At 60.5% G+C, this 24,700-nt stretch carries 22 protein-coding genes; 16 read left to right on the top strand and 6 right to left on the bottom strand.

What is annotated here, in order from left to right; translation table 11 throughout:
* Window positions 1-223 precede the first annotated feature (223 nt).
* On the top strand, window positions 224-727 hold the full coding sequence (locus HNQ65_RS15645; protein WP_184340542.1) for a hypothetical protein: 504 nt from the start codon (window positions 224-226) through the stop codon (window positions 725-727).
* A gap of 70 nt (window positions 728-797) precedes the next feature.
* Here HNQ65_RS15645 and HNQ65_RS15640 read toward each other — a convergent pair whose 3' ends face one another.
* Entirely contained in the window at window positions 798-1,220 is a 423-nt protein-coding gene (locus HNQ65_RS15640; RefSeq protein ID WP_184340540.1) for a hypothetical protein, read from the bottom strand.
* 145 nt (window positions 1,221-1,365) lie between these two features.
* Between HNQ65_RS15640 and HNQ65_RS15635 the strand changes: the two genes are divergently transcribed.
* The 4 genes from HNQ65_RS15635 to HNQ65_RS15620 all read left to right on the top strand — a co-directional run bounded on the left by HNQ65_RS15635 (window position 1,366) and on the right by HNQ65_RS15620 (window position 4,987).
* Entirely contained in the window at window positions 1,366-2,406 is a 1,041-nt protein-coding gene (locus HNQ65_RS15635; RefSeq protein WP_184340538.1) for an aldo/keto reductase, read from the top strand.
* A gap of 65 nt (window positions 2,407-2,471) precedes the next feature.
* Complete coding sequence (locus HNQ65_RS15630) at window positions 2,472-2,852, top strand: hypothetical protein (protein ID WP_184340536.1); 381 nt, start codon at window positions 2,472-2,474, stop codon at window positions 2,850-2,852.
* Between the two features lie 247 nt (window positions 2,853-3,099).
* The gene (locus tag HNQ65_RS15625) at window positions 3,100-4,641 is read left to right on the top strand and encodes an MFS transporter (RefSeq protein WP_246438315.1); all 1,542 of its coding nucleotides are present in this window, start codon (window positions 3,100-3,102) and stop codon (window positions 4,639-4,641) included.
* 118 nt (window positions 4,642-4,759) lie between these two features.
* Entirely contained in the window at window positions 4,760-4,987 is a 228-nt protein-coding gene (locus tag HNQ65_RS15620; RefSeq protein WP_184340534.1) for an FmdB family zinc ribbon protein, read from the top strand.
* Window positions 4,988-5,276: 289 nt separating this feature from the next.
* Here HNQ65_RS15620 and HNQ65_RS15615 read toward each other — a convergent pair whose 3' ends face one another.
* Window positions 5,277-6,557 carry an RsmB/NOP family class I SAM-dependent RNA methyltransferase gene (locus HNQ65_RS15615; RefSeq protein WP_184340532.1) on the bottom strand — a complete coding sequence of 427 codons (1,281 nt, stop codon included), beginning with the start codon at window positions 6,555-6,557 and terminating at the stop codon, window positions 5,277-5,279.
* A gap of 145 nt (window positions 6,558-6,702) precedes the next feature.
* Here HNQ65_RS15615 and HNQ65_RS15610 point away from each other — a divergent pair, with 145 nt between their 5' ends.
* The 7 genes from HNQ65_RS15610 to HNQ65_RS15580 all read left to right on the top strand — a co-directional run bounded on the left by HNQ65_RS15610 (window position 6,703) and on the right by HNQ65_RS15580 (window position 17,100).
* Entirely contained in the window at window positions 6,703-10,719 is a 4,017-nt protein-coding gene (locus HNQ65_RS15610; protein ID WP_184340530.1) for a Pls/PosA family non-ribosomal peptide synthetase, read from the top strand.
* Complete coding sequence (locus HNQ65_RS15605; protein WP_184340528.1) at window positions 10,716-11,324, top strand: 4'-phosphopantetheinyl transferase family protein; 609 nt, start codon at window positions 10,716-10,718, stop codon at window positions 11,322-11,324. The genes HNQ65_RS15610 and HNQ65_RS15605 overlap by 4 nt, the downstream gene beginning before the upstream one ends.
* An 83-nt stretch (window positions 11,325-11,407) precedes the next feature.
* Complete coding sequence (locus HNQ65_RS15600) at window positions 11,408-11,935, top strand: hypothetical protein (protein WP_184340526.1); 528 nt, start codon at window positions 11,408-11,410, stop codon at window positions 11,933-11,935.
* A gap of 23 nt (window positions 11,936-11,958) precedes the next feature.
* A complete protein-coding gene (locus tag HNQ65_RS15595; RefSeq protein WP_184340524.1) occupies window positions 11,959-12,924 on the top strand; it encodes a LysM peptidoglycan-binding domain-containing protein in 966 nt (321 codons plus the stop codon).
* Window positions 12,925-12,962: 38 nt separating this feature from the next.
* Window positions 12,963-13,922 (top strand): acetyl-CoA carboxylase carboxyltransferase subunit alpha, encoded by a 960-nt coding sequence (locus HNQ65_RS15590; protein WP_184340522.1) that lies wholly within the window; start codon window positions 12,963-12,965, stop codon window positions 13,920-13,922.
* Window positions 13,923-14,036: 114 nt separating this feature from the next.
* The gene (locus HNQ65_RS15585; RefSeq protein ID WP_184340520.1) at window positions 14,037-14,801 is read left to right on the top strand and encodes a hypothetical protein; all 765 of its coding nucleotides are present in this window, start codon (window positions 14,037-14,039) and stop codon (window positions 14,799-14,801) included.
* Between the two features lie 229 nt (window positions 14,802-15,030).
* Window positions 15,031-17,100 carry a TonB-dependent receptor plug domain-containing protein gene (locus HNQ65_RS15580; protein ID WP_221306181.1) on the top strand — a complete coding sequence of 690 codons (2,070 nt, stop codon included), beginning with the start codon at window positions 15,031-15,033 and terminating at the stop codon, window positions 17,098-17,100.
* 17 nt (window positions 17,101-17,117) lie between these two features.
* Here HNQ65_RS15580 and HNQ65_RS15575 read toward each other — a convergent pair whose 3' ends face one another.
* Window positions 17,118-17,753, bottom strand: a complete 636-nt coding sequence (locus HNQ65_RS15575; protein ID WP_184340516.1) for an urease accessory UreF family protein — start codon at window positions 17,751-17,753, stop codon at window positions 17,118-17,120.
* A gap of 118 nt (window positions 17,754-17,871) precedes the next feature.
* On the opposite strand from HNQ65_RS15575, the gene HNQ65_RS15570 reads away from it, so the two are divergent.
* The gene (locus HNQ65_RS15570) at window positions 17,872-18,234 is read left to right on the top strand and encodes a YkgJ family cysteine cluster protein (RefSeq protein ID WP_184340514.1); all 363 of its coding nucleotides are present in this window, start codon (window positions 17,872-17,874) and stop codon (window positions 18,232-18,234) included.
* Between the two features lie 6 nt (window positions 18,235-18,240).
* On the opposite strand, the gene HNQ65_RS15565 is transcribed toward HNQ65_RS15570, so the two are convergent.
* Window positions 18,241-18,708, bottom strand: a complete 468-nt coding sequence (locus HNQ65_RS15565; protein ID WP_184340512.1) for a pyridoxamine 5'-phosphate oxidase family protein — start codon at window positions 18,706-18,708, stop codon at window positions 18,241-18,243.
* A 121-nt stretch (window positions 18,709-18,829) separates the two neighbouring features.
* Between HNQ65_RS15565 and thrH the strand changes: the two genes are divergently transcribed.
* From thrH to HNQ65_RS15550, 3 genes are all read left to right on the top strand, one after another.
* Window positions 18,830-19,438 (top strand): bifunctional phosphoserine phosphatase/homoserine phosphotransferase ThrH, encoded by a 609-nt coding sequence (thrH, locus tag HNQ65_RS15560; RefSeq protein ID WP_184340510.1) that lies wholly within the window; start codon window positions 18,830-18,832, stop codon window positions 19,436-19,438.
* A gap of 58 nt (window positions 19,439-19,496) precedes the next feature.
* Complete coding sequence (gene trpE / locus HNQ65_RS15555) at window positions 19,497-21,011, top strand: anthranilate synthase component I (protein WP_184340508.1); 1,515 nt, start codon at window positions 19,497-19,499, stop codon at window positions 21,009-21,011.
* Between the two features lie 416 nt (window positions 21,012-21,427).
* Window positions 21,428-22,537: a glycoside hydrolase family 3 protein gene (locus tag HNQ65_RS15550; protein ID WP_184340506.1), complete on the top strand. Its 1,110-nt coding sequence runs from the start codon at window positions 21,428-21,430 to the stop codon at window positions 22,535-22,537.
* A gap of 64 nt (window positions 22,538-22,601) precedes the next feature.
* Here HNQ65_RS15550 and HNQ65_RS15545 read toward each other — a convergent pair whose 3' ends face one another.
* Window positions 22,602-23,360 (bottom strand): tetratricopeptide repeat protein, encoded by a 759-nt coding sequence (locus HNQ65_RS15545; protein WP_184340504.1) that lies wholly within the window; start codon window positions 23,358-23,360, stop codon window positions 22,602-22,604.
* 64 nt (window positions 23,361-23,424) lie between these two features.
* Window positions 23,425-24,699 (bottom strand): tubulin beta chain, encoded by a 1,275-nt coding sequence (locus HNQ65_RS15540; protein WP_184340503.1) that lies wholly within the window; start codon window positions 24,697-24,699, stop codon window positions 23,425-23,427.
* Window position 24,700: the final 1 nt, after the last annotated feature.

Here is a 24,700-nt window from a genome sequence, read left to right as displayed (position 1 = left end):
CCTCATGTTCTGCCCCCTCATTTTACCATGCCGTGCTATTACATACCACTCGCTGCACCCAGATTCGCCTCAAAATGAGCGTCGGCGCAGCACTGGTTGCCAGTTGCCGCGCTTAGGGCGAGCAACCGGCAACCAGCCGCTTTCGGCTTGGGGATTAGGCTTTCCAAAATCAGCAGAAAGGCTCATCCTGCGTCATTATTCATAGATCAGCCGCCCAAACACCATGAAAGCTTTTCTCTTCAGCCTCCTGCTTCTTCCTACACTCATGCATGCTGCCGACTGGAAGGCCATGGCCAAAACCTCCGCCGCCATTTCGGTCCTGAACATGCAGCCCGTGCCGCTGGCGGTCAGCACCGACAAGAATGGCTGGGCGCGCATCCCGACCGCTCTGGCGGGCCATGGCGCGACGATTTTCACCCCAACAGCCAGCACCAATGGAGTGGCCGATATCGAAGTCAAAGAAGACGGCTACCTCTTCCTGGCCTGCAACTGGGACTACCAGGGCAACAGCTCCGGAGAGTGGGAGAAAGACCGCTGGACGGAGGGCAAGTTCAAATCCAAGGGCTGGAGCCGCCTGAGCAAAAACGAGCTCGGCGGCGAGCTGGTGAAAAACGACAACCGCGCCCAGACGATCTTCTTCAAGCGGGTCAAAAAAGGCGAGAAACTGCGCCTGCGCTGCAACAAATACGACCCGCCGTTTCCGATCCTACTCATGGGTGGGCCGTAAGCAGACGCCCATGAACAGACATTCGACAGGAGCCTCTCGGGCAGCAGGAAAAGGCATGTGCCTTGTCGGTTCACGCCTCGATTTCTTGTATGGCTGCGCCCTCTCGAATCAACCGCAGACAGAATGCCTCGGCCTCTGCATCGTTTTCAATAAGCAACATGCTACCAGCGACCATCGCACAGTGAGAAACGAACGAAGCATCTTCACTGCGAACGTCGAAATGTTGAACACTTAGCAGTTGCACCAGACGATGAGCCTCTCGTCCGGACATCATGCCAAAATCGACAAATGCTGCGCGCCTCACTTCGGCAAGCAAATCAGATGGACTGCGCTGCTGAAGCTCGGGACACAAACTCCGCAGGCGCGAAATCCATGCAGTCGAAGAAAGAGACTCATCGAAGTGAACTGTGACATGCCTGATGTCATGGTGGCACCTACTTACAGTCCACTCGCTCGCTTCAGGGTATTCCATTCTGGCAGGATCTTCTTCCATGCTACTTTGGGCTTTGAGTATATCCCGGCCACCGCCATTGACGAATTCAAAGTGATGTCGTTCGTGCCGGGGGCAAGCAGCGCCGCCCGAAGCAATGCCTATTCTCATTTGCCCATCAACACTGCCGCTCTAGCATCCGCCCCATATGAATCGCAAACGCCTTGGCCGCACGGGTATCGTTGTCACTGACATCTGCATGGGAACCATGACCTTTGGTCTGCAGGCGGATGAGAAGACGTCCTTTGAGATCATGGACCGTGCGCTGGAGGCGGGGATCGATTTCTTTGACACGGCGGAGCTCTACCCTGTGCCGCCGAGTGCGGAGCTGTTTGGGGTGACGGAGCAGATCGTGGGCAAGTGGCTCAAGGGACAGAAGCGTGGGGAGATCATCATCGCTTCCAAGGTCACCGGTCCGGGACATGGGTGGTTTCGCCCGCCGGTGCGCGGCGGCTTCACGGCGCTGGACCGCCGCCAGATCTTCCAGGCCTGCGAGGACAGCCTGCGCCGGCTGCAGACGGATTACATCGACCTCTACCAGACCCACTGGCCGGACCACGGCATGCAGCAGGAGGAGACGCTCGGTGCGCTCACGGACCTCATCGACCAGGGCAAGATCCGCGCCTGGGGCAGCAGCAACGAAACCTGCTGGGGCGTGATGAAAAACCTGTGGGAGGCCGAGAAGCACGGGCTGGCCCGCATGGCCACGGTGCAGAACAATTTCTCCCTCATCAACCGCCGCTGCGAGAGCGAGCTCGCCCAGGTCTGCCGCAAGGAAGGCGTGAGCCTCCTGCCCTACTCGCCCCTGGGTGGCGGCGTGCTCTGCGGCAAATACAACGGCGGTGCACTGCCCAAAGGCGCACGCTTCACCGACTACATCCAAAACGGCGGCCCACGCCAGAAGCGCATGGCGGCACGCTTTGTGAATGAGCGCACGCTGGAGACGACCGCACGCCTGCAGGTCATCGCGGCCGATCTGGGCGTCAGCGTCACCGCGCTTGCCCTGGCCTGGAGCAAGCAGCACGACTTTGTGGCCTCCACCATCGTCGGTGCCACCACCGTGGCCCAGCTCAATGAGAGTCTGGCAGCAGCCGACCTCGTGCTCAGTGCCGAGACGCTGGCCCGCATTGATGAAATCGACGCCGAGATCCCCTGTGCGATGACGGAGGACGGACTGAGGAGGCTGTAAACTGCCCACCCAAGGTAAAGCGGTTCCCCTTTGACCCACAGCACCTGCGTTTCACCCTTGCTGTCATGAGCAAGAAATCCAACGGCAAGGACATCAAGTGGCTCTCAAAGGTGGAAGATCATGACTACCCGGCGGCGGAGTCCTATCTGCTGCTGATCTATGACAAAAAGCGGGTCAAGCAATACGCCGCCGACCTTCGGAAGGCCAAAGTAGTGCAATTCAAGGCCAAGGACATCTTCCGCGCCTCCGGCCTCTCTCTGCTGGGGGTGAGCAACTCCCACGTGGAAAAGGACCGCCGCAAGATCAAAAATGGCAAGTCCCTCTCCCCGCTGCTGCTGGTGCGGGACACGGCGAATGGGAAGGTCGTGATCGCCGATGGCTACCACCGCCTGTGTGCGATCTACGGATTTGATGAAGACGCCTGGATTCAGTGCAAGATCGTGTAACGGCGCAGCGATAACAGGCGGCGCGCCTGACAGCACACACGGTAGATGGTTGGTTCCTCGGATGCGGTCTGCGGCCGATCCCGCCGCACGCCCCTGGTGACTTCTCAGTCTTGAGAACAACTTTTTTCTTGTCGCTGGGAGGCGTGGCACCTAAAACACGCCGGTTCAAGGCTTCCCGACAACACACCCACAACACACAACCAACACGCACTCCACAAACACTCCTCTTATGAGCGAAAACAATCGAATGAGACTTCTCTGGGCCGGATTCATGGCCATTCTCGCCGCCGGCGTCGGCTTCGCCATTCGTGGCGGCATCTTTGACAACTGGGGGAAGGAATACGGCTTCACCGCTTCTCAGCTGGGTGCGATCGGTGGCGCGGGCTTCTCCGGCTTCTGCTTTGGCATCATCATCGGTGGTGTGATCGTGGACAAGATCGGCTACGGCAAGCTCGTGGCCGTGGCCTTGCTCTGCCACATCCTCTCCGCGTTTGTCACCTTTGGTGCCAGCACGCCAGAGAATGCGTACAACTTTCTCTTCTGGGGCATGTTTATCTTCGCGTATGCCAACGGCACGCTGGAAGCCGTGGCGAATCCCCTGGTAGCCACCCTCTTCCCTGAGAACCGCACGCATTACCTCAACATCCTGCACGCCTCCTGGCCTGCTGGCATGGTGCTGGGCTCTGTGGCCGGCTGGGTGCTGGATGACAACCTGCAGATCGGCTGGAAGACCCAGCTGGCGCTCTACCTGGTGCCCACCGCACTGTATGCCATCATGTTCATGGGCCAGAAGTTCCCGAAATCCGAAGCTGCTGCCAAAGGCGCCAGCTTTGTGGAAATGCTCAAGCCCGTGGGCATCCTGGGCGCGCTGGTGGCCTGCTACCTGCTGGCCCTGTTCTTTGGAGACATCAGCAAGGCCTTTGCTCCTGACAATGCCGCCACCATCGGCTACGCCATCGGCGGCGTGCTTCTCATCGCCGTGGGCTTGATCACCCGCTTCTCCCTCGGCTCCTTCCTGCTGTTTGTCCTGTTTGTGACTCACGCCCTCGTGGGAGCTGTGGAGCTCGGTACCGATGGCTGGATCCAGAACATCACCGGCAATCTGTTCACCTCCGAGCAGGGCAAGTACCTCTTCATGTGGACCTCCGCCATCATGTTTGGCCTGCGCTTCTGCGCCCACTGGATCGAGAGCACGCTCAAGCTCTCCCCCATCGGCCTGCTCGTGGTCTGCGCCGTCATTGCCTGCATCGGCCTGAATCTGGCCAGCACCATGGAAACCTTCACCATGGCCCTCGTGGCCCTGGGCGTGTATGCCATCGGCAAGACCTTCTTCTGGCCCACCATGCTGGCCGTCATCGGCGACCGCTTCCCGCAGACGGGTGCCGTGGCCATGTCCATCATGGGCGGCATCGGCATGCTCTCCGCCGGCCTCATCGGAGGCCCCGGCCTGGGCTACTGCAAAGACCGCTTTGCCGGTGAAGAGCTGAAAAAGGCAGACGCCGCCATCTACCAGGAATACCAGGCTGCCAAGCCCAGCACCTTCCTGAACATCCCCGCCACCGCAGCCCACGGCCTCGACGGCAAGAAGCTCGGCGAAGCCAAGGATGCCAAGGAAAAGACCCCGGCTCAGAAGACCGTGGTGTCCGCCGACCAGCGCGGCGACCGCGCCACACTGAAGGCCGACTCCTTCATCCCGGCTACCATGGCCGCCATCTACCTGATCCTGCTCCTCTTCTTCAAGTCCATCGGCGGCTACAAGGTCATCAAGATCGACGAAGCAGCAGCCTGAGTCTGAGAGACTGAGTTCCCTTCCGCAAGCGGCGTCCCCTACCGGGACGCCGTTTTTATTTCCTGCCTTGCAAGGAACCTGAAACATTGAACTTTAAACCTGAAACCACTCTTTCCCGATGCCCACCTACGTTTACGAAACCATCCCCCAGTTTGAAGGAGAGCCTGCCAAGCGCTTTGAAATCCGCCAGAGCATGAAGGACGCACCGCTGACCCAGCACCCGGACAGCGGCCAGCCCGTGCGCCGTGTGCCCATCGGCGGCACCGGCATCATGGGTGGCGGCAGCAGCGGTGGCAGCATGCCCTCCGGCGGCGGCTCCTGCGGCAGCGGCTGCGGGTGTCACTAAGAGGCCTGCATCGTATAGTGGTCCGCATGGTCCTCTGTGCAGGACGCAAGCTTACTGATTCAAAGGCCACCTCAGGCTGCGCAGAATCCAGCGTGTCTTGCTCGTGTGCTGCCATGCTTTCGAGCAGCAAAGCCTGGGACCACAAGAGCCTTTCCGCACACTCTGGCATGGGGGGCATTGCGCGGAGGTTGGGGTTAAAAGCCGATCTTGGGCAGCGCGAGCCGCACAGAGGACTGTGCGGACCACTACGGGCGGCCTGCGCAGATGATCTGGAAACTCGAACCGCTGATCACTCGGTGGGTTCCGTGCTTTCCGCAGGCGGTGCTTGCTCAGGACTTTTCTCGTCCTTTTTGCGCAGCAGCCTTGCAGCGTAGAAGCCATCAAAGGCACCCGTCTCCGGATTGCGGTGCAGTTCTTCCTCCAAGATCCAATCGCTGCCGTGCCTGGCCAGGAAGGCCTGCACCTGCCGCTCGTTTTCGCTGGGGAGGATGCTGCAGGTGGCATAGACCAGCCTGCCGCCGGGCACGACCATGCGGCTGTAGCTTTCGAGAATCTCGGCCTGCAGGGCGATGAGGCGCTCCACCTCGGCATCGCTGAGCTTCCACTTGGCATCGGGATTACGGCGCAGCACACCGAGGCCGGAGCAGGGCACGTCCAGCAGCACGCGGTCGGCTTTCTGCGCCAGGCGCTTCACGGTCTTGGAGCCTTCGATCTCGCGTGTCTCGATGATGTCCACCCCGGCGCGTGAGGCGCGCTTGCGCAGCTCGGCCAGCTTCCAGGCGTGCACATCCAGCGCCAGCAGCTTGCCTTTGTTGCGCATGAGTGCGGCGAGATGCAGCGCCTTGCCACCGCCACCAGCGCAGGCATCGATGACACGCATGCCGGGCTCTACCTGCAAAAACGGTGCGATGAGCTGCGAGGCCGCATCCTGCACTTCAAAGAGACCCGCTTTATACGAGGCGGTGCCAAAGAGGTTGGCGCGTTGCTTCAGGCGCAGCGCGCTGGGCACATGATCGACGGCCTCAGTTTCGTAGCCTTCCTGCCCCAGCTTTTCACGCAGGGCACGGCGGTCGTTTTTGAGCGTGTTCACCCGCATGAAGACTTCGGCAGGCTGGTTCAGCGCCTCGCGCAGTGCGGGCCATGCAGAGCCGAGCTCCTGTGCACCGCGTGTCTCTAGCCAGTCGGGGATGGCCGCGCGGATGGCAGGCGGGGCACCTTCCTTGGCGCGTTTCAGGACATCGCCCGGCTTTACCTCAGGAGCGGTGTCGTCCTTGGGCAGCTCGCGGCCGTTGGTGATCCAGTAGGCGGCCCACACGCGCCACAGGCGCTCCGGGGTGATGGCCTCCGGCTGCGTGTGCTCCTCGTCCGGCAGTCCGGCCAGATGCCAGAACCAGCGCCACCAGCGCACGCATTCATAGATGGACTCCGCAAAGATGCGGCGATCCCGGCTGCCCCACTTGCGATGACGCTTGAAAGTGTACTCGATGACCTTGTCCGCGTAGCGCCTGCCCACAAAGATCTCCCCCAGTGAAAGGATGATTTCGTCGAGCAGGTGGGGCGGGAGCTTCATCCTTCGTCGATAGAGCGCAGGCACCCGGCTTGCAAGCCGCCATTCATCTGGCGGCCAGCATGACGCAGATGAGAGAACTTTCACTATTCACCCGGTTTAAAACTGTCAGCTTCGACTCGTCCCAACCAACCCGCCCCCTTTCTGTATGCAGGCATCTGTCTGGCAGCGCACCCGGCTGCATGATTACTACACTCATTCAGCAGCTCTGCATCCTCAGCGCCCCGCCGTGATCGTCGGAGAGCGCACGATCAGCTACGCGGAGCTGGAGGCACTCTCAGACAGCATCGCGGCCCGCCTGCAAAAGCAGGGCGTACTGCGTGGCGACCGCGTGGGCATGTGGCTGCCGCGCTCGCTGGAGGCCTACGCTGCGCTGCTGGGCATCCTGAAAGCCGGTGCCGCGTATGTGCCCATGGACGCCGCCTACCCGCCCGAGCGCGTGCAGTTCATCAGCACGGATGCGGAGGTCAGGCTGCTCATCACCCTACCGGAGCTGGCTGCGACACTCGATGAAGGAAGCCACAGCCTCATGGTGTTGGATGCCGGGTGGGAAACCCTTTCCACAGAGCCATTCACGCCAGCCGATGTCTCCACAGACGATCTGGCCTACATCATCTACACCTCCGGCTCCACGGGAAAGCCCAAGGGCGTGCCCATCCCGCATGCCTGCGCCTGCCACTTTGTGAATGCCGAGGCGCAGGTGCTGCCCGTGACTGCCGAGGACCGCGTGTTTCAGGGCTTCTCGCTGGCCTTTGACGCGTCGGTGGAAGAGCTCTGGCTGGCTTGGGGAAATGGAGCCGCGCTCGTCTGCGGCAGTGCGGATCTCATGCGGGACACCACCGCGCTGGCGGGACGTCTCTCGCAGCTGGGCATCACCGTGCTCTCCTGTGTGCCTACGCTGCTGGCCATGCTGGAGCACGACATGCCCTGCCTGCGGCTGCTCATCGTGGGCGGCGAGGCCTGTCCGCAGGATCTGGTGCGGCGCTGGACGCGTGGCGGCCGCCGCATGGTGAACACCTACGGCCCCACCGAGGCCACCGTGGTGGCCACCTGGCATGACCTTCATGCCGACGAGCCTGTGAAGATCGGCAAGCCCCTGCCCGGCTACCACACATGCGTGGTGGATGACCAGATACAGAGGCTGCCATCTGGCAAACCGGGCGAGCTTCTCATCGGTGGCCCATGCCTGACTCCGGGCTACCTCAACCGCCCCGAACTGAACCAGGAGAAATTCATCTCTCCGCCGTGGGCGGAAGGTGCGCGCTGGTACCGCACCGGAGATCTGGTACGTCTGGATGCACACGATGCGCTCGAATTCCTTGGCCGTATCGATGATCAGGTAAAGCTGCGCGGATTCCGCATCGAGCTGGGAGAAATCGAGAGCGTCATCATGAGCTGCACCGGCGTGGCCGCAGCTGCCGTGGCAGTGAAGCAGGATGCTGGCGGCACCGAATTTCTGGCGGCTTATGTGACGCTGAAACACTCCGCCGTGTGGGATGAAAAAGCAGCACGCCACATCATCGGTGAGCGCCTGCCTCCTTACATGATGCCGGCGGTCTTCACCGTGCTCGAGCAACTGCCCACGCTGCCCAGCGGCAAGATCAACCGCAAGGCGCTGCCAGACATCTCGCTGCCGCTGCGCACCGCTTCGTCAGCACCACCGGCCGAGTTCACACCAGCGCAGCAGACTGTGTACCTGCAATGGCAGGCCTGCTTTCCCGGCACCACGCCAAGGCTCACGGATGACTTCTTTGATCTCGGCGGCCACTCGCTGCTGGCCACGCGCATTGTCTCAGAGCTGCGCACGCAGTCGCGCTGGGCCAATGTCTCGGTGATGGATGTGTACCGCCAGCGCACGCTCGCGGCCTTTGCGCAAAAGCTGGATGAACTGGAAGCCGCCTGGCGAGCCACACATCCCGCAGCCACCGCAGAGCACAGCGATGAAGCAGCCCACGTGCCCGCAGCCCCCGGCACCCCTCCAGGCCCTGCGCTGTTGGTGCGTCATTTCTGCTGTGGCATGCTGCAGTTCCTCGCGCTTTACCCGCTCTTTGCCCTGGCCTCTCCGGTGTGGCTGGCCAGCTTCTTTGTGTGGGACGAGATGGTGGCGCAGGACATGCAGTACCAGCTCTTTGTGGCCATCATCGTGGCCGTCTCTCTGCTGTTCAATCTGCAGGTCGTTCAGGCCGTCATCTGCATTGCCGCCAAGTGGCTCATCATCGGCCGCATCCGCCCCGGGCGCTACCCGCTCTGGGGATGGTATTACTTCCGCTTCTGGCTGGTGCAGCGTGTGCACTCCATCTTCAGCCTGGGACACTTCAAGTCCACGCCGATGATCAATCTCTACTTCCGCCTCATGGGCGCAAAGATCGGCAGGCAGGTGCATCTTGGCACAGCCAGTCTTGCGGCCTTTGATGTGGTCAGCATCGGGGACCGCACCAGCATCGGGCATGATGCCGTGCTCAATGGCTACACTTTGGAAAAAGGCTGGCTCATCATCGGCCCCATCACGATCGGTGCAGACTGCTTCATCGGGTCCAAGGCGCTCGTGAATCGTGATGCCCGTATGGAACCGGACTCATCTTTGGATCACGGCTCCATGCTGCCGCCCGGCGGCGTCATTCCCGCAGGCGAATACTGGCACGGCGCACCCGCACGCGCCTCCAGCAGGCCGGAGCGCTGGCACCCGAAACAAGCGGAGCGGCGAAACAGCCTGGGCATCATGACGCTGGCCTACATGGCGGGCCTGATGTTTATCTCTGTCATCCCCACCGTGGCGCTGCTGCCGGGCGCCTTTTTTATCGGCTGGATCGAGGAGGGCGTGAACCTGCATGGCGACTCGCTGCAGCACATCTTCTCCTACGAGTCCGGCTTCTGGAAGATCGTCATGGCCGCACCGTTCGCAGGAGCATCCTATGTGGTGGTGCTGTGCCTCATCATCGCGCTGGCCAAGAAGATCCTGCTCGGGCGTGTGCAGCCCGGCATCTACCCGCTGCACAGCCTGTGGTATGTGCGGCAGTGGTTCATCGGCTGCCTGTTGAACATGAGCCTGGAGCTGCTTTTCCCGCTCTATGCCAGCATCTACCTGCCACCGTGGCTGCGCATGCTGGGCGCGAAACTGGGAAAAAACGTGGAGGTCTCCACGGCGGAGAATTTCAATCCGGACCTGCTGGATCTCTCCGAAGGCGTCTTTGTGGCGGACGCCGTCTGTCTCGGTGCCTCAGAGATCCGTGAAGGCTGGGTGCGCCTGCAGATGGTGACGGTGGGAAAAAACAGCTTTCTGGGAAACAGCGCCGTCGTGCCCGGCGGCACCACGCTGGCCTCGGATTCGCTCGTGGGCGTGCTGTCCATGCCGCCGCAAAACCCCGCCGATGCACTGCAGCAGGACAGCTCCTGGCTGGGCATTCCCTCCTTTGCGCTGCCACACCGGGAGAAGAACACCTCCTTTGGCCAGGAGCGCACTTACAAGCCCACAATGAAGCTGCGCCTGCTGCGCGCCACCATCGAGCTCATCCGCGTGGTGCTGCCCACCAGCGTCTCCATCATCGGCGCTTTTATCATGTTCCTGCTGCTCTCCGACCAGCTATACTACCATCACCTGGAATTCTGGGGCACCATCCTGCTTTTCCCGGTGTTTCTCTTCATGTTTGGCCTCTTCTGCATGGGCTGCACCATCGTTTTAAAATGGCTCGTCATCGGCCGTTACCGGCCCGCAGAGCATCCGCTCTGGAGCCACTTCGTCTGGCGCACGGAGCTCATGGCAGCGGTGCACGAGCACCTGGCCATGCCAGCGCTGGGAGGCCTGCTCATCGGCACGCCGTTTCTGCCGTGGTACTTCCGCCTGCTGGGGGCGCGCATCGGCAGGCGCTGCTGCCTGGAGACGCCCTACCTCACGGAATTTGATCTCGTGCATCTGGGGGACGATGTCTGTCTGGGGCATCAGGCCGACCCGCAGACGCATCTGTTTGAAGACCGCGTCATGAAGATGTCCACCGTCACCATCGGAGACAACTGCTCCGTGGGCCCGCTGGCGGTGGTGCTCTATGATGCCGAGATGAAACCCGGCTCGCGCCTGGACGGCCACTCGCTGCTGATGAAAGGCGAGACCCTGCCGCCTTACACACGCTGGCATGGCTCACCAGCCCAGCGTATTGATGCCGCGATATGAATCCCGCCCCGCAAGTGCAGACTTTGCAGCTTGATGCCTCAATGCCTGACGGCATGCAGTGCCTGCTGCTGACGCAAGATGCGCCGCGCCCCGAGCTGCGTCCACACGTGCACCGCACACTCCTGGAGATGCTGGCAGGCCATCTGGGAGCGCCTGCCTCGGAGCTGGAGCTGCTCTTCACCGAAAGCGGAAAGCCACGCTGCCCGCAAGCGGAGGCAGCAGGCCTCAGCTTCAGCTTTTCCTATGCGCCGCCTCATGTCTGCATTGTCACCGGCCCGGCAAGCAGCATCGGCGTGGACATCGAACGCGTGATCGCGGAAGAGCCCGCGTGGAATCTGCTGGAGCACGTGTTTACCGAACAGGAGCTGCAGCAGTGGCTGCGTCTGCCTGCTGGCGAGGTCCGCCGCCGCGCCTTCACCACCGCCTGGACGGTCAAAGAAGCCACACTCAAAGCACGCGGCACCGGCCTGGCGGACTCTCCACAGAGCGTGGGGGTGATTTTTACCGCAGACGGCCTGGCAGCCCCGGCAGACGCCGGTCTGGGCGGCTGGCAGGGACTCAATAGTATTCCTGGGGTGGTCGGCACGCTGATTTTCAATGTCTGAAACCGGCACCCGGAGTCTCCGGGACACCAAGAAAGTGCTGGCCCCGACGTCCAAGCGCATTAATCTGATCGATCCCCCAAGACATGCCCACCGAGTTCGATATTCAATACGCTCTGGAGAACACTCACGTGCTTCACGAGCCGGACCGCCGCATCGACACCTTTGGCAGCACCCATTTTGAGTTCCAGATCGTGACGGAGCTCATGGACACCGTGGGAGCCGTGCGTGTGCGCGAAGGCCGGATCGAGGCTGAAAAACCGCTGATCCTGCGCCCGGAAATGCCCGGCCAGTTTGACTTTGAAGGCTTCGGCCCCGAGGTGGCTGGCTTTGGCGAGTTTCTCCGGGAAAACCTGCACAAGCTGGCCATCCTCAAATACGGCTTCAAATTCCGCAAAGGTGACATCAGCGAGCAGGTCATCCATGAATCCATGGACGAAGTCACCGGCAAGCTGCTGGACAACATCCGCGCCTCCGGCAACCCGATGCGCGCCGTCATCCAAGGTGTGGACGACACCTGGGAGATCTGCCTCCTCAAGTTTACCGTGGAGATGATCGAGAAGTCCCAGAACATCAACCTCTTCGATTTCAAACGCCGCGGCCTGCTGGGCTAAGGTGAAGTTTGTTGGTTCCCGCAATGGCCAAGACCCAGATCAAACTGCTGATTTTCCTCATCACCGTGGGCCTGGTGGCTGGCACGCTGGCCATGGGGTACTGGGTTTACATGAACATCCTGCTCAAGGAGAGCCAGGTGGAGCATGACATCGCCTCCATGAAGGCCAAGGACCGCCCGCGCATCGACCCAGGCGTGCGCCGCTTTGAGGCCGCCGTGGAGCTGATCAAGGATGGCAAGATCGACGAAGGCCGCGATGCCCTCTACAAGCTGCGTCAGCAGTTCCCCGACTCCAAGACCTGCACAGAGGCCATGCGCATCATCGGAGAGATCAACATGGACCAGCTCTTCTCGGCGAACTCCAGTTCCGGCAAGAAGGACTACATTGTGCAGCCGGGGGATTCGCTAAACCTCATCGCCACTAAGCAGAGCACCACCATCGACTCCATCATCCGCGCCAGCGGCCTGATGAGCTTCAACCTCCAGCCCGGCGACCATCTGACGATCATCCCGATGGATTTTCATCTTGGTGTCAGTGTGGCCAAGAAGCAGGTGATGCTGCTGCGCAAAGTCGGGGACAAGGAATACCTCTTCAAAGTCTACGAAGCCAAGGACATCCGCCTGCCGCCCGGCACCCGCCTGCCGGTGGAGATGTCCATCCTGGCCAAGAACTCGGTCTATGACGGCAAGCAGGTGAACTCCACCGATGCCAATTACGCCGAGTCTGAGAAGTGGATCGCAGGCACCAAGGCGGGCGTGAGCATCCGCACGCCTCCGGTGGCAAAAGCCATGCCGGTGGAGGAACCCCAGCCTGTCGCCCCTGCGGCCAAAGGTAAAAAATCAGGCTCCCACAGCACCGCTTCACCGGCCGCCATGCCCGTTCCGGCCCCCTCACCTTCCGCCGAAACTGGCATCTTCCTCTCCCGCGAAGACATCGAAGAACTCTTTGCGCTCGTGCGCAAAGGGTCAAAGTTGAGCCTCGTGAGGTAGCCCGCCATCCCTCCCACCCCTTTCCCTATCCGACCGTCATGAAACAAGTTTTGGAATTCGAAAAGCCCATCGTCAAAATCCGCGAAGAAATCGAGGAGGCCAAAAAGAAGCTGGCCGCCAAGCCCAGCGACAAGCTGGCCCAGCAGGTGGCCGACCTCGAAGCCAAGGCCGACGCCCTGCAGCGCGACATCCACGCAAATCTCTCCCCCTGGCAGCGTGTGCAGATCTCCCGCCACATCGCCCGCCCCTTCATGCTCGACTACGTGAAGCACATCTGCGACGAGTTCGTGGAACTGCACGGCGACCGCCACATCGGCGACGACAACGCCATGCCTGCCGGCTTTGCCACCATCGGTGGTCAGCGCGTGGCCATACTGGGCCACCAGAAAGGACGTGACACCAAAGAGAACCTGCTGCGCAACTTTGGCAGCGCCCATCCTGAAGGCTATCGCAAGGCTCTGCGCCTCATGCGCATGGCGGAAAAATTCAGCCTGCCCATCGTGGCCCTGATCGACACCCCCGGAGCCTTCCCCGGCATCGGAGCTGAGGAGCGCAACATCGCCGAGGCCATCGCCTTCAACCTGCGCGAAATGATGACCCTTCGCACGCCGGTCATCGCCGTCGTCATCGGCGAAGGCGGCAGCGGTGGTGCCTTGGGCATTGGCATCGCCGACAAAGTGCTCATGATGGAGAACGCCTACTACTCCGTCATCAGTCCCGAAGGCTGCGCCGCCATTCTCTGGAAGCACCGCGAGCACGCCCCGGAGGCCGCCTCGGCTCTCAAGCTGAGCGCGCAGGATCTCTCCAAGCTGGGCATCATCGACGGCATCGTCCCAGAGCCCCTCGGTGGTGCGCACAATGACCATGCCGCCGCCGCCGGCTCTCTGAAAGACGCCGTGCTGGCCACGATCAAGGAGCTCAGCAGCCTCCCGACCTCAGAGCTTCTGGAGAAGCGTTACCAGAAGTTCCGCTCTCTGGGCCAGTTCACTGAAGGCTGAGCCTTGTAGATCTCAAGGCGGAGGCATGGTGCCTTCGCCTTAGACCTGCCATAACCTCTGCACTTTGCTCTTTGAGGCTTTACAGAGCGCCCGCGCCGGAAACAATGGCGGTCTATGAAATGGATCATCCGCATCGTCATTGTTCTCGTTGTTTTGATTGCAGCAGGTTTGTGGTTCGGCTGGTCGCAGCTCGGTAACATCGTTAAATTTGGCATTGAGCAGGGCACCCCGCCGGTGGTGCAGACAGCGGTGACGGTGGATCAAGTGAATCTCTCCCCCTTCTCCGGCACGGGTGCCATTGAAGGCTTCCAGATCGGCAATCCCAAAGGATTCACCGGCCCGTATGCCGTGCGCATCGCCCGTGCGGAGGTGGCGCTGGACACCAACAGCGTCAGCAAGGACAAGATTGTCATCAAGCACATCTACATCACCAACCCCGAGATCAATCTAGAAGCCGGGCTGCACGGCACCAATCTGAAGCACATCTCCGACAACGCGAAAAACTTCGTCTCGCAGCAGACCTCCAAGGCGGCAGGCACGGGTGGTGAAAGCAAGGCTGCACCCGCCGAAGACGGCAAACCGCAGAAGTCCGTCAAACTCCAGGTCAATGAACTCCTCATCACCGGTGCCAAGCTGAGCGCCAGTGTGGCCGGTGTGGTGCCAGGAGCTGATGCCAAGGCCACCCTGCCGGACATCAAACTGACCAATCTAGGCGAAGGCGCCTCGGGCATCTCCGCAGCAGAACTGACCTCCTTGGTGCTGAACAAAATCAGCACCGAAGCGGCCAAAGCCAGTGCCAGCGGTTCCCTCAAAAATCTGCTCCAAGGCGGAGGATCTCAACTCAACACTGGTGGTCTGAAAGGGCTGCTCGGCAAATAAGCCACAGGGACAGTCAGCAAACAGGCAGCACGGCATTCCTCACAAGAATGCTGTCTACCTGTGCAAATTGATGACAAAACAGGCTCAAAACCGCCTCTTCATGTGCAACTTATGGACTATTTTTGTCCATTTCCCTCTTTCTTGGCATCCACTTGAGTGACTTAGGACGCCCCGATGCTTGATTGGCATTTCGCCTATCAAAACCATGCATCGATTCTCACTGCCACTCTTGCTCGCGTTGACTGCCGTCAACTTTGCCGCTGAAACAGAAGAAAATAAGAAGAAAAAAGCCAGCCAGACCGCTGACATGCCTGAAGTGGTGATCACCGCCACACGCAGTGCCACACCGCTAACCCAGGTGCCGGCCGCCGTAAAGACCCTAGGCAAAAAGCAGATGGAAGAACGACTGACACGTACCTTCCCTGAGGCTCTGAGAGAAACAGCCGGCGTGGCCATTCAGAAGACCTCCAACGGTCAGGGCTCTCCCTTCATTCGTGGCTTCACCGGCTTCCGAAACCTGATGATGGTGGACGGCATTCGCTTCAACAACTCCACCTTTCGTGACGGCCCCAACCAGTATTGGAACACGATCGACCAGTACGGGCTCGACAAGGTGGAGGTACTGCCCTCCCAAGGATCTGTCCTCTACGGAAGCGACGCCATCGGCGGCACAGTGAACGCTTTCACCAAAGGATCGGGCTATCTGAGTGAAGCTGAAGGTGGCTTCTTCTCTCACGGTCGTGCTGATTACCGCTACTCCACAGCGGAGCACAGCAATGTGGAGCACCTGGAAACCAGCATCGGCGAAGGACAGAAATGGGGACTGCATGCCGGAGTGACGCTGAGCCAGTTTGGCAATGTGACGGACGGCAGCGGGCGGCGTCAGCAGCACACTGGGTACGATCAGTGGGCCTTTGATGTGAGGCTGGACGTAGCGCTGGATGATGCCTGGACATTCACCGCTGTGCATCAGCAGGTGCGCCAGAACGACGTGTGGCGCACCCATTCCACCATCTACGGCGTCTCGTTTGAAGGCACCACCGTAGGGACGGATCGCGTACGTCTCTTTGATCAGGAGCGCAGCCTTTCCTATGTGCGTCTGGCCGGAAAGGATCTGAACAGCTACATCGACAACGCCAGCCTTACCATTTCTTTGCAGACGGCAGGAGAAACCCAGTACCGCGTTACTGGAGGCGGCACCCGCTCCTACAACAATGTGGACCTCAACACCCTGGGTGCCGATCTGGAGTTCACCAGCGACTCTCCCATTGGCACCCTCGTCTATGGCGTGGACTTCTATGAGGACTTTGTGCAGTCCCACGCCTCGGACAATCCCTACCAGGGAGCCGTGGCGGATAACTCCACTTACAGCCTGCTCGGCGCCCACATTCAGGACGCCATCGAGATCGGAGATCGTGTGCACATCTTCATCGGCGAGCGTTTCACCCATGCCACTGCAAGGCTCGGCAGCTTTCAGAATCCCTTCACTCTGGCGCAGCAGTCCTTCTCCAACAGCTGGAACAACTTTTCCGGCAGCGTGCGCTTTGTCGTCGATCTGGATGAGCAGGACCGTTACTCGCTCTATGGTGGTGTGTCGCAGGCCTTCCGCGCACCGAATCTTTCCGACCTCTCCCGCTTTGACGTGGCGCTCTCCGGCCGCAAAGAGACTCCGGCCACGGACCTCTCTCCAGAAAAATACCTGACCTATGAGATCGGCCTGAAGGCGCACACGGAAAGCCTGACTGCCACCATGGCCTACTTTTACACCAAGCTGGACAACCTGATCATCCGCCGCTCCACCAGCGTGCCACTTCAGGATACCAAGGCCAACGGTGGCAACGGCTACATGCAGGGCATTGAGTTTTCCACCCGCTGGCAGATCGACAAGCACTGGAGCGTCTTCGGCCATGTGGCCTGGGTGGAGGGTGAGGCTGATCAGTTTCTCGGTACGACCACGCAAAAGCGCCGCGAGCCGCTGGGAAAAATTTCTCCGCTCGTCGGCTATGCAGGCGTGCGCTGGCAGACCACTGATAATCGTTTCTGGTCTGAGTTTGTCTGCCTGACCTATGGCGAGGCCGGACGCATGAACACCTCCGACCAGCTCGACACGCAGAGAATCCCGCCGAACGGCACCTCTTCCTTCTGCGTGCTGACACTGCGCGGTGGCTATGCTGTGAATGACAACCTCATCCTGACCGCGGCACTCGACAACCTGCTGAACGAAACCTATCGCTATCATGGCTCAGGTTCCAATGAGCCCGGGTTTGGTGCGAATCTGGGCGTGACCGTGAAGTTCTAATCCGCAACTCGTGCCTGTCATGCATCCACCACCCGCAGAGAAGCCGCTGCGCTGGGGTCATGCATGACGAGGCTGGTAAGCCCGGCGATGCTGGATTTGCCAGCGTAGGGCAGCTGAGCCGTGGTGTCCCGCGCAGCCATGTCCCACTCCAGGCGCAGATATTCGGCGATGACATTGGTGAGACTGAGCTGAAAAAAATGCCCCACCGCAGCCCAGACGGTCGTGATGTGGCTATCACATCTGCCCTGATCCACCGCCTCCCGAAGCCGACCCAGCACGCCCTGATAGCGCGCATGCTTGGTGGATTTCAGTAGCACCGCCCCGGCCTGCAGGCTGCGCTGACGCGCCTCCGGCGGAAGCTGGGTGGAGAGCTGCGCCGCCGCGCCGATGAGCCCTTCGAGATCATTGCCACGCGCGCAGTGCCAGGCGGTTTTGAGCGCAGGGCCAATGGCCTCGCGCAGGAGATTTTGGGCAAAGTCATCCCACTCCGCCGGCTCCTCCACGAGCAGCACCTCCACACGGGCGCGCACGCTGCCCAGCAGCCATTTGACCCAGTCGAGTCCGCGGGCCCAGTCTTCGATGATCTGCTCGTCGTCCGCTTTGTCATGAGGAGCGGGCAGCAGGGTGATGGGAGGCAGCAGGTGCAGTTTCATCGCAGCAGCCACTCGCGCCGCAGTCTGGCGCGGCGATGTTCAAACCTTCGTTGCATGTACCCGTTCATCGCATGAATTATGCCCTTCTGCGCAGCATTGCGCGAACAGAATACTTTTCATGCCCTCATCCTCTCCACTTGACACCTCCGCCCCCTGGTATGCCTGCCTGCGCTGCGGCAACTGCTGCCGATGGCCGGGCGATGTGCGCGTCACGGACGAAGAGATCACCCGCATCGCCGAGTTTCTGAAAATGCCACGAGATGCGTTCATTGAGCAATGCACCCGGCTCAACGCCAACCGCACTGGTCTGAGCATTATCGACAAGCCCAATGGCGAATGCCTTTTCCTGGAAGGCGTGAATGTCTGCCGCATCCAGCCGGTGAAGCCGGAACAATGCGAGGGGTTTCCCAATGTCTGGAACTTCCCCGGCTGGCGGGAGAAATGCGAGGCCATCGAGGTGCCAAGGCCTGCCTCTGTTTAACGCAGGCTAAGCTGTATCTGCTGGCGTGGCCTTGTCCCAGAGAATCGTCTTGGTGTAGGCGTAAGGTTTGCAGAGCACCACCTTGTCCACCTCCGTGCGGATGACGGAAAATTTGTGATAGTCCTCCGTCTCGCAGTATTTGCGGTAGTAGGCCTTGGACTTGCCCGGCATCTGGTCCCAGTAGCGCTTGGCCACGTCCCCTTCGAGCAGGCGTGTGTGACCGGAAAGGTACACGATCGTCTCCATGGAGGGAGAGGCAAACATCCACTCAGCCTGCGGATTGGCGCGCAGGATGGCTGCCTTTTGGGAGGTGGGGGCGGTGATGGAGATGATCTCCTCCAAGTCGGTGGTCACCTGCGTGGTCATCCAGGCGGAATGGGGGTGCCCTTCTGAGTCCGAGGTGGCCAGCACGGCATTTCGGCGTTTGGCGACCAGGTCGGCTACGTTGCGCTGCACTTCATTGGCTATTTTCATGCTGTAACAAACGCCATGCCGCGCCGCGCATCTCCGCATGGTTTGCCTCTCAGTGCGCCTTTTTTGAAGATCCCCGCTTTACTGCATCGGTGCCCCGTGCATGACATGCGGCTACCCTAGTATGAAGCAGCAGACCATCGTCACCCTCGACCTTGAAGGCGTTCTCGTCCCTGAAATCTGGATCGCCTTTGCCGAGAAAACCGGCATTCCCGAACTGCGCCGCACCACGCGCGAGGAGCCCGACTATGACGTGCTTATGAAGGGCCGTCTCAAGATCCTGGACGAACATGGCCTGAAGCTGCCGGACATCCAGCAGGTCATCGGCACGCTGGCTCCGCTGGAGGGGGCCAAAGCCTTCCTCGACGAGCTCCGCGCCACCACACAGGTGATCATCCTGAGCGACACCTTTGCCGAATTTGCCCAGCCGCTGATGCGCCAGCTCGGTTGGCCCACGATCTTCTGCCACCAGCTGGAAGTCGCCCCAGACGGTCGCATCGTTGACTACAAACTGCGCCAGTCGAATCAGAAGCAGAAAGCCGTGGCCTCCTTCAAGGCGCTGAACTACCGTGTCATCGCCGCCGGAGATTCCTTCAATGACACCACCATGCTCGGCGAGGCAGATGTGGGTTTCTTCTTCCACGCACCGGCCAGCATTCAGGCGCAGTTCCCGCAGTTCCGGGCCTTTGACGACTACGGCGAGCTGCTGACGGCGATGCGCGGGGCGCTTTGAAGCGCCATTGCCACGAGGCAAATCCGCGTCCAGAATGCAGGCTCGTTTTACCGCCCGCATGCCCCAGCTCCATCTTCAGCCCGATTTCGCCACTTTCACAACGCTCGCAAAGCAGGGCAATCTCGTGCCGGTGATGGCAGAGCTGGCCGCTGACTACGAGACACCGCTCTCCGCTTTCCAGAAGATCCACGATGGCCGCTGCGCCTTCCTGCTGGAATCCGCAGAACTCACACAGCACTCCGGACGCTACTCACTGCTGGGCAGCTCGCCGCGCATCATCTTCACCGCTCGCGGTCGGGAGATCGAAATCGAGGAGCGCGGCAAGAAGCGCAGCTTCACCACCGCAGGAGATCCGCTGACGGAGCTGCAGGAACTGATGAAGCCCTTCACACCGTTGGAGGCGCAGCCGCTGCCGGTTTTTCATGGCGGCGCTGTGGGTTACCTTGCCTATGACATGGTGCGCTTCTTTGAGCCCACGCTTCCGCCCGCCAAAAAGGACGAACTGGGCCTGCCGGACATGGTCTTCATGGTTACGGACACGGTGCTGGTGTTTGACCACCGCACGCGCCGGCTCTCCATCGTGGCCAATGTCCACACTGACGAGCACGCCACCCTGGAAGCTGCCTACGACTGGGCGCGGCAGCAGATTGCGGACGTCATCACCAAGCTGGAGAAGCCCCTGGCTGCCAAACCGCTGCAGACCTTTGCCCCCATCAGCAACGACCAGCTGCCGCCTCCAGTGAGCAACACCACCCGCGAAGAATACGAGGGCATGGTGATGAAGATGAAGGAGTACATCGGTGCTGGAGACATCTTCCAGGGCGTGCCCTCCCAGCGCTTCGAGACGGAATACACCGGCAGTACACTGGATCTCTTCCGTGCCCTGCGTCACGTGAACCCCAGCCCCTACATGTTCTGCATGGACTTCCCCCAGGGCTTTGCGCTGGTGGGCAGCTCGCCGGAAGTGCATGTGAAATGCCTCAATGGGCGCATCGACATCCGTCCCATCGCCGGCACGCGCTGGAGGGGCAAAACTCCCGCAGAGGACGAGGCCCTGGCTCAGGAACTGCTCAATGACCCCAAAGAACGCGCCGAGCACATCATGCTCGTGGATCTGGCGCGCAATGACGTCGGACGTGTGGCCGACTACGGCAGTGTGCGCGTCAGCGACCTGATGATCATCGAACGCTACTCGCATGTGATGCACATCGTCTCCAATGTGGACGGCCACCTGCGTGAAGACAAAAGCGCCTACGATGTGATGCGCGCCACCTTCCCTGCCGGAACCGTGAGCGGCTCTCCCAAAGTGCGCGCCATGGAGATCATCAATGAGTGTGAGAAGAGCAAGCGCTGTGCCTACGCCGGTGCGGTGGGCTACTTCGGCTTTGATGGCAACCTCGACTCCTGCATCGCGCTGCGCACCTGTGTGGTGAAAGACGGCAAAGCCTACGTGCAGGCAGGTGCTGGTGTGGTGGCGGACTCCGTGCCTGCAGCCGAGTATCAGGAGACCGTGAACAAAGCGGCTGGCATGCTGCGCGCCATTCAGTGGGCTCGTCAGCTCAGCGCTTCATGAGATCCAAAGCAGTTGCTCACATATTGATCACACACTGATCACAGGTTGATCACACAGTTGCTCACAATGAATGTTCGGAAGTCATCTCCCAGAAACAGAGAACCCTCCGGCATGCGGAGCCGGAGGGTTCCATTGGCGATCCAGCAACCAACAACGATGGAGGACCGATTGGCACGAAATGCTCGGCTGAGGAAGCTCTGCAATTGTGGCCCGCGAGTTGCCTCACAGACGCCCGCATGTTAAAAAGTTTTGCCCCTCCCGTCAACCGGCCCACCCTTCTTTTCCAAAAAGAAACCTCTGCGTCGCAAATATGAGAGCCTCAAATCCCTGTTTGTGCTCAAAAATTTAGCAAATCGTTCCTTGACATCCATTTAGAAACCACTCGAACGAACACAACTCATTAGAACACCTTAATCATGTCCTCCTCCCAAGATCTCGGCCAGCTTCTCCTGATGGGCGTGCCCGGCACCGAACTGACTCCAGAAACCGCCGCACGCCTCAAAAAACTACAACCTGGCGGCTTCATTCTATTCGGTCGCAACATCCAGTCCCCGCAGCAGCTGCGCAAACTGATCGATGATCTGCGGGACCTTTCCGATGTCGAACCCTTCATCACAATCGACCAAGAAGGGGGACGTGTCTCCCGCCTTCGCCTCATCGGTGAAGAGCCACCCAACGCCCAGTCTCTGCGCGACAAAGGCGATCCCGCGCTGATCAAACGCCATGGCAAGCTCACGGGTCAGATCCTGCGCCTCTTCGGCTTCAATCTGGACCTCTGCCCCGTTCTGGACATCTCCTATGATGACGCAGCGGACAATTCCCTCAAAGGCCGCACCTATGGCCGCGACCCGCAGCAGGTGATCGACAATGCAGGCATCTTCAACCGCTCCATGCGTGCGGAGGGCATCCTGAGCTGCGGCAAGCACTTCCCGGGCTACGGCCCCGCCGAGTGCGATCCACATGAATTTCTCCCCGTCATCACCAAAAGCCACGAGGAAATGGAGCGCAGCGAGCTTCTGCCCTACTCGGCCCTGCTGCCGGAACTGGACTCCGTGATGACCTGCCACAGCAACTACACCGCCTACGATCCCGACCGCGGCCGCTGGCCTGCCAGCCTGAGCTATAACATCGTGACCAAGCTGCTGCGCCATCAGTACTCCTTTGACGGTCTGGCCATGACGGACGACCTGGACATGGGCGCGATCCTCAATGAGGTAACCTTTGAGCAGGCTATCCAGGAAGCGGTGCGTGCTGGGAATGACCTGGTGATGATCTGCCACCGCGTGGAGATGGTGGAACTGGCCCGTCAGCACCTGGAAGGCGTGGAGGCCCCCGCCCTGCACGATGCGCTGATGCGTGTGGAAAAAACCAAGAAGCGCCTGGTCAAGCCGGACGCCTTCAACCTCGACCGCTTTGCCGCCATCAATCGCGACATCCTGCAGCTACGCATCGACACGCTCGGAGAGGAAGCCGCCAAGGTACTCAGCGTGGAAGACGGCAAACGCTCGCCTGTGGAGTTGTACTAGGGTAAAGTAAAACGGCTACAGGCAGGGGCAGGACTGGCGTCTTGCTCCTCCAAGCTGTTGCTTTTTACAAGCTCTTGTCGATCAAAAGCGATGCCGAGCGGCGTGGATTGGGGTGATACCCGTTCATGGCGGCGCGGATGCGCTTGGCGCGATCCACACAGGCCTCGGCCTTCTGGAAATCACCTGCCGCTTTGTAGACCGCACCCAGATTGATGAAGGTTTGGGAGAGGTCTGCTGGGTCCATCTGGCCTTCGTGCAGGTTCTGGCGGATGGCCAGCGCCCGCTCGTGCATGACCTGCGCGCGATCCACATCCATGTGGCTGTAGTAGAGCACGCCGAGATTGTTGTACACCGAGGCCACACGCGCGCTCTGCTCTCCATCCAGGCGCTGAAAGGTCTCCAGAGCCTCGCAGTAGTAACCCTCCGCACGCTCAAACTTGCGGAGCTGCTTAAAGATCATGGCCAGATTGTTTTTGATCGTGGCCACCTTGTCGCTCTCTTCCAGGCCATTCTCGGCGCTGATCTTGAGTGCGAGTTCGTAAAACTCCGCCGCTTTGTCCATGCGCCCCCAGCGGTCGTAAAGATGCGCCAGCAGGGAGTAGATGCCTGTCAGCAGATCAGGATCCTGTTTGCGCAGCTCCTGTGCACGGAAGAGAGCCTCGCGGTAAAGGGACTCAGCCTTGCGGAAATCCCCTTCCTTCTGACGCAGATCTGCCAGCACACTGATCTGCTCCACCAACGCTCCTACGCGAATAGGATCGTGGTATGCAAGCCTCCGCGCCTCCTCGACGCTGCGGGAGGCGGAGGCGATTTGGCGCTCCAAGGCAGTATCCACGTTGGGTTAGAAAGGCTGGGGTCACATGCCCGCGCAATGCGCGGAAGTCCGGCTAGCTGGCGTCGCGGTAGGACTGGGCGAGATTGACGATGGTGTTACGGGCGTGCGCCATCATGTCGCGGGAAACACCGTTGTTCTCGTACCAATGCGTATAGGCGTGGTTGTCGAACATGATGTCAAAGTTGTTGATGAGTCGCTCAAACACGGCGGCGATGCCAGTGTGGTTCACCAAGGCCAGACCGCTGGAGGCAAAACCTTCCGGTGCGGTTTCGGCCACGCCCAGCTTCACACCGGTAGGCACATAGCTGGCGAAGTTGAGGCTCTTGCGGATGGCGGCCATGTTTTCCTCGACCTCCTTGGCCTTCACATCCCCACGGAAGAGGGCGCAGGCGGAGAGGTAGACACCGTTGGTCCAGTCGATGGCGGCGGTGAAGTTGTCCTGTGCGAAGGTCTCGCGGGCGATGTCAGGGAAGTTGATGCGGACCTGGCCTTCCTGGCCAGGAGCGCGCATCGGCGCGAAGGAAGCTGTGAGGAAGTGATTGCCAGGGAATGGCACCAGATTCGTCACGTATTCACCGAGGTCCGTGTTAAGCTTGCCAGGGAAGCGCAGGGAGGCTGTCACCGAGCTCATGATGAGCGCGATGATGTGGTTCAGGTCCATGTAGTTCGGGCTACGGTGCAGCTTGGACTTGGCGATGCGGAAGAGTGCTTCGTTGTCCAGCAGCACGGCAGCATCTGCATTGTCGAGGATGCGCTGGAGCGTGAGGATGGCGTTGTAAGGCTCAACGGCAGAGTCAGAGATCAGGGGAGATGGCGCGACGGAGAAGGTGAAGATGCGCTTCTTCGGGTAGGCCTGACGCAGACGCTCAAGGATGAGGGAGCCAAGGCCGGAGCCAGAACCACCGCCGATGGAGTGAGTGAGCAGGAAGCCCTGCAGGGACTTGGTCTTTTCCACCGCCGCGTCGATCACGTTCATGATCTGGTCAATGATGCGCTCCCCTTCCACATTGTAGCCACGCGCCCAGTTGTTGGCGGCACCAGGGATCTTGCGGATGATGCAGCTTTCGTCAAAGAGCTGGGCCATGTCTCCGCCTTCGATACGGGCGATCACACCGGGCTCCAGGTCAACCAGGATGGCGCGGGGGATGTACTTTCCGTCACGCACCTTGTGGAAGAAGACTTCCATGTTGGCATTGGCGGCAACATTGGTGCCCTCTTTCGGGGTGCCGGCCTCGGTCAGGCCATGCTCACGCAGCACCAGCCGCCAAAAGCGGTCGGCGATTTGGTTGCCACACTGTCCGACATGAATGCTCAGAATCTCTCTCACG

Source organism: Prosthecobacter vanneervenii, assembly GCF_014203095.1.
Classification (GTDB): Bacteria; Verrucomicrobiota; Verrucomicrobiia; order Verrucomicrobiales; family Verrucomicrobiaceae; genus Prosthecobacter; species Prosthecobacter vanneervenii.
Note: the sequence above shows the minus strand (reverse complement) of the source record. Positions and strands in the feature narration are given on the sequence as shown.

What these genes read in the sequence shown, in the direction of transcription:
- HNQ65_RS15565 (WP_184340512.1), bottom strand. Translation starts at nt 18,708, where the DNA reads ATGAAAATAGCCAATGAAGTGCAGCGCAACGTAGCCGACCTGGTCGCC.
- HNQ65_RS15575 (WP_184340516.1), bottom strand. Translation starts at nt 17,753, where the DNA reads ATGAAACTGCACCTGCTGCCTCCCATCACCCTGCTGCCCGCTCCTCAT.
- HNQ65_RS15585 (WP_184340520.1), top strand. Translation starts at nt 14,037, where the DNA reads ATGAAATGGATCATCCGCATCGTCATTGTTCTCGTTGTTTTGATTGCA.
- HNQ65_RS15570 (WP_184340514.1), top strand. Translation starts at nt 17,872, where the DNA reads ATGCCCTCATCCTCTCCACTTGACACCTCCGCCCCCTGGTATGCCTGC.
- trpE (WP_184340508.1), top strand. Translation starts at nt 19,497, where the DNA reads ATGCCCCAGCTCCATCTTCAGCCCGATTTCGCCACTTTCACAACGCTC.
- HNQ65_RS15605 (WP_184340528.1), top strand. Translation starts at nt 10,716, where the DNA reads ATGAATCCCGCCCCGCAAGTGCAGACTTTGCAGCTTGATGCCTCAATG.
- HNQ65_RS15550 (WP_184340506.1), top strand. Translation starts at nt 21,428, where the DNA reads ATGTCCTCCTCCCAAGATCTCGGCCAGCTTCTCCTGATGGGCGTGCCC.
- HNQ65_RS15625 (WP_246438315.1), top strand. Translation starts at nt 3,100, where the DNA reads ATGAGACTTCTCTGGGCCGGATTCATGGCCATTCTCGCCGCCGGCGTC.
- HNQ65_RS15645 (WP_184340542.1), top strand. Translation starts at nt 224, where the DNA reads ATGAAAGCTTTTCTCTTCAGCCTCCTGCTTCTTCCTACACTCATGCAT.
- HNQ65_RS15620 (WP_184340534.1), top strand. Translation starts at nt 4,760, where the DNA reads ATGCCCACCTACGTTTACGAAACCATCCCCCAGTTTGAAGGAGAGCCT.
- HNQ65_RS15635 (WP_184340538.1), top strand. Translation starts at nt 1,366, where the DNA reads ATGAATCGCAAACGCCTTGGCCGCACGGGTATCGTTGTCACTGACATC.
- HNQ65_RS15595 (WP_184340524.1), top strand. Translation starts at nt 11,959, where the DNA reads ATGGCCAAGACCCAGATCAAACTGCTGATTTTCCTCATCACCGTGGGC.
- HNQ65_RS15640 (WP_184340540.1), bottom strand. Translation starts at nt 1,220, where the DNA reads ATGGAAGAAGATCCTGCCAGAATGGAATACCCTGAAGCGAGCGAGTGG.
- HNQ65_RS15615 (WP_184340532.1), bottom strand. Translation starts at nt 6,557, where the DNA reads ATGAAGCTCCCGCCCCACCTGCTCGACGAAATCATCCTTTCACTGGGG.
- HNQ65_RS15630 (WP_184340536.1), top strand. Translation starts at nt 2,472, where the DNA reads ATGAGCAAGAAATCCAACGGCAAGGACATCAAGTGGCTCTCAAAGGTG.
- HNQ65_RS15610 (WP_184340530.1), top strand. Translation starts at nt 6,703, where the DNA reads ATGCAGGCATCTGTCTGGCAGCGCACCCGGCTGCATGATTACTACACT.
- HNQ65_RS15590 (WP_184340522.1), top strand. Translation starts at nt 12,963, where the DNA reads ATGAAACAAGTTTTGGAATTCGAAAAGCCCATCGTCAAAATCCGCGAA.
- HNQ65_RS15600 (WP_184340526.1), top strand. Translation starts at nt 11,408, where the DNA reads ATGCCCACCGAGTTCGATATTCAATACGCTCTGGAGAACACTCACGTG.
- thrH (WP_184340510.1), top strand. Translation starts at nt 18,830, where the DNA reads ATGAAGCAGCAGACCATCGTCACCCTCGACCTTGAAGGCGTTCTCGTC.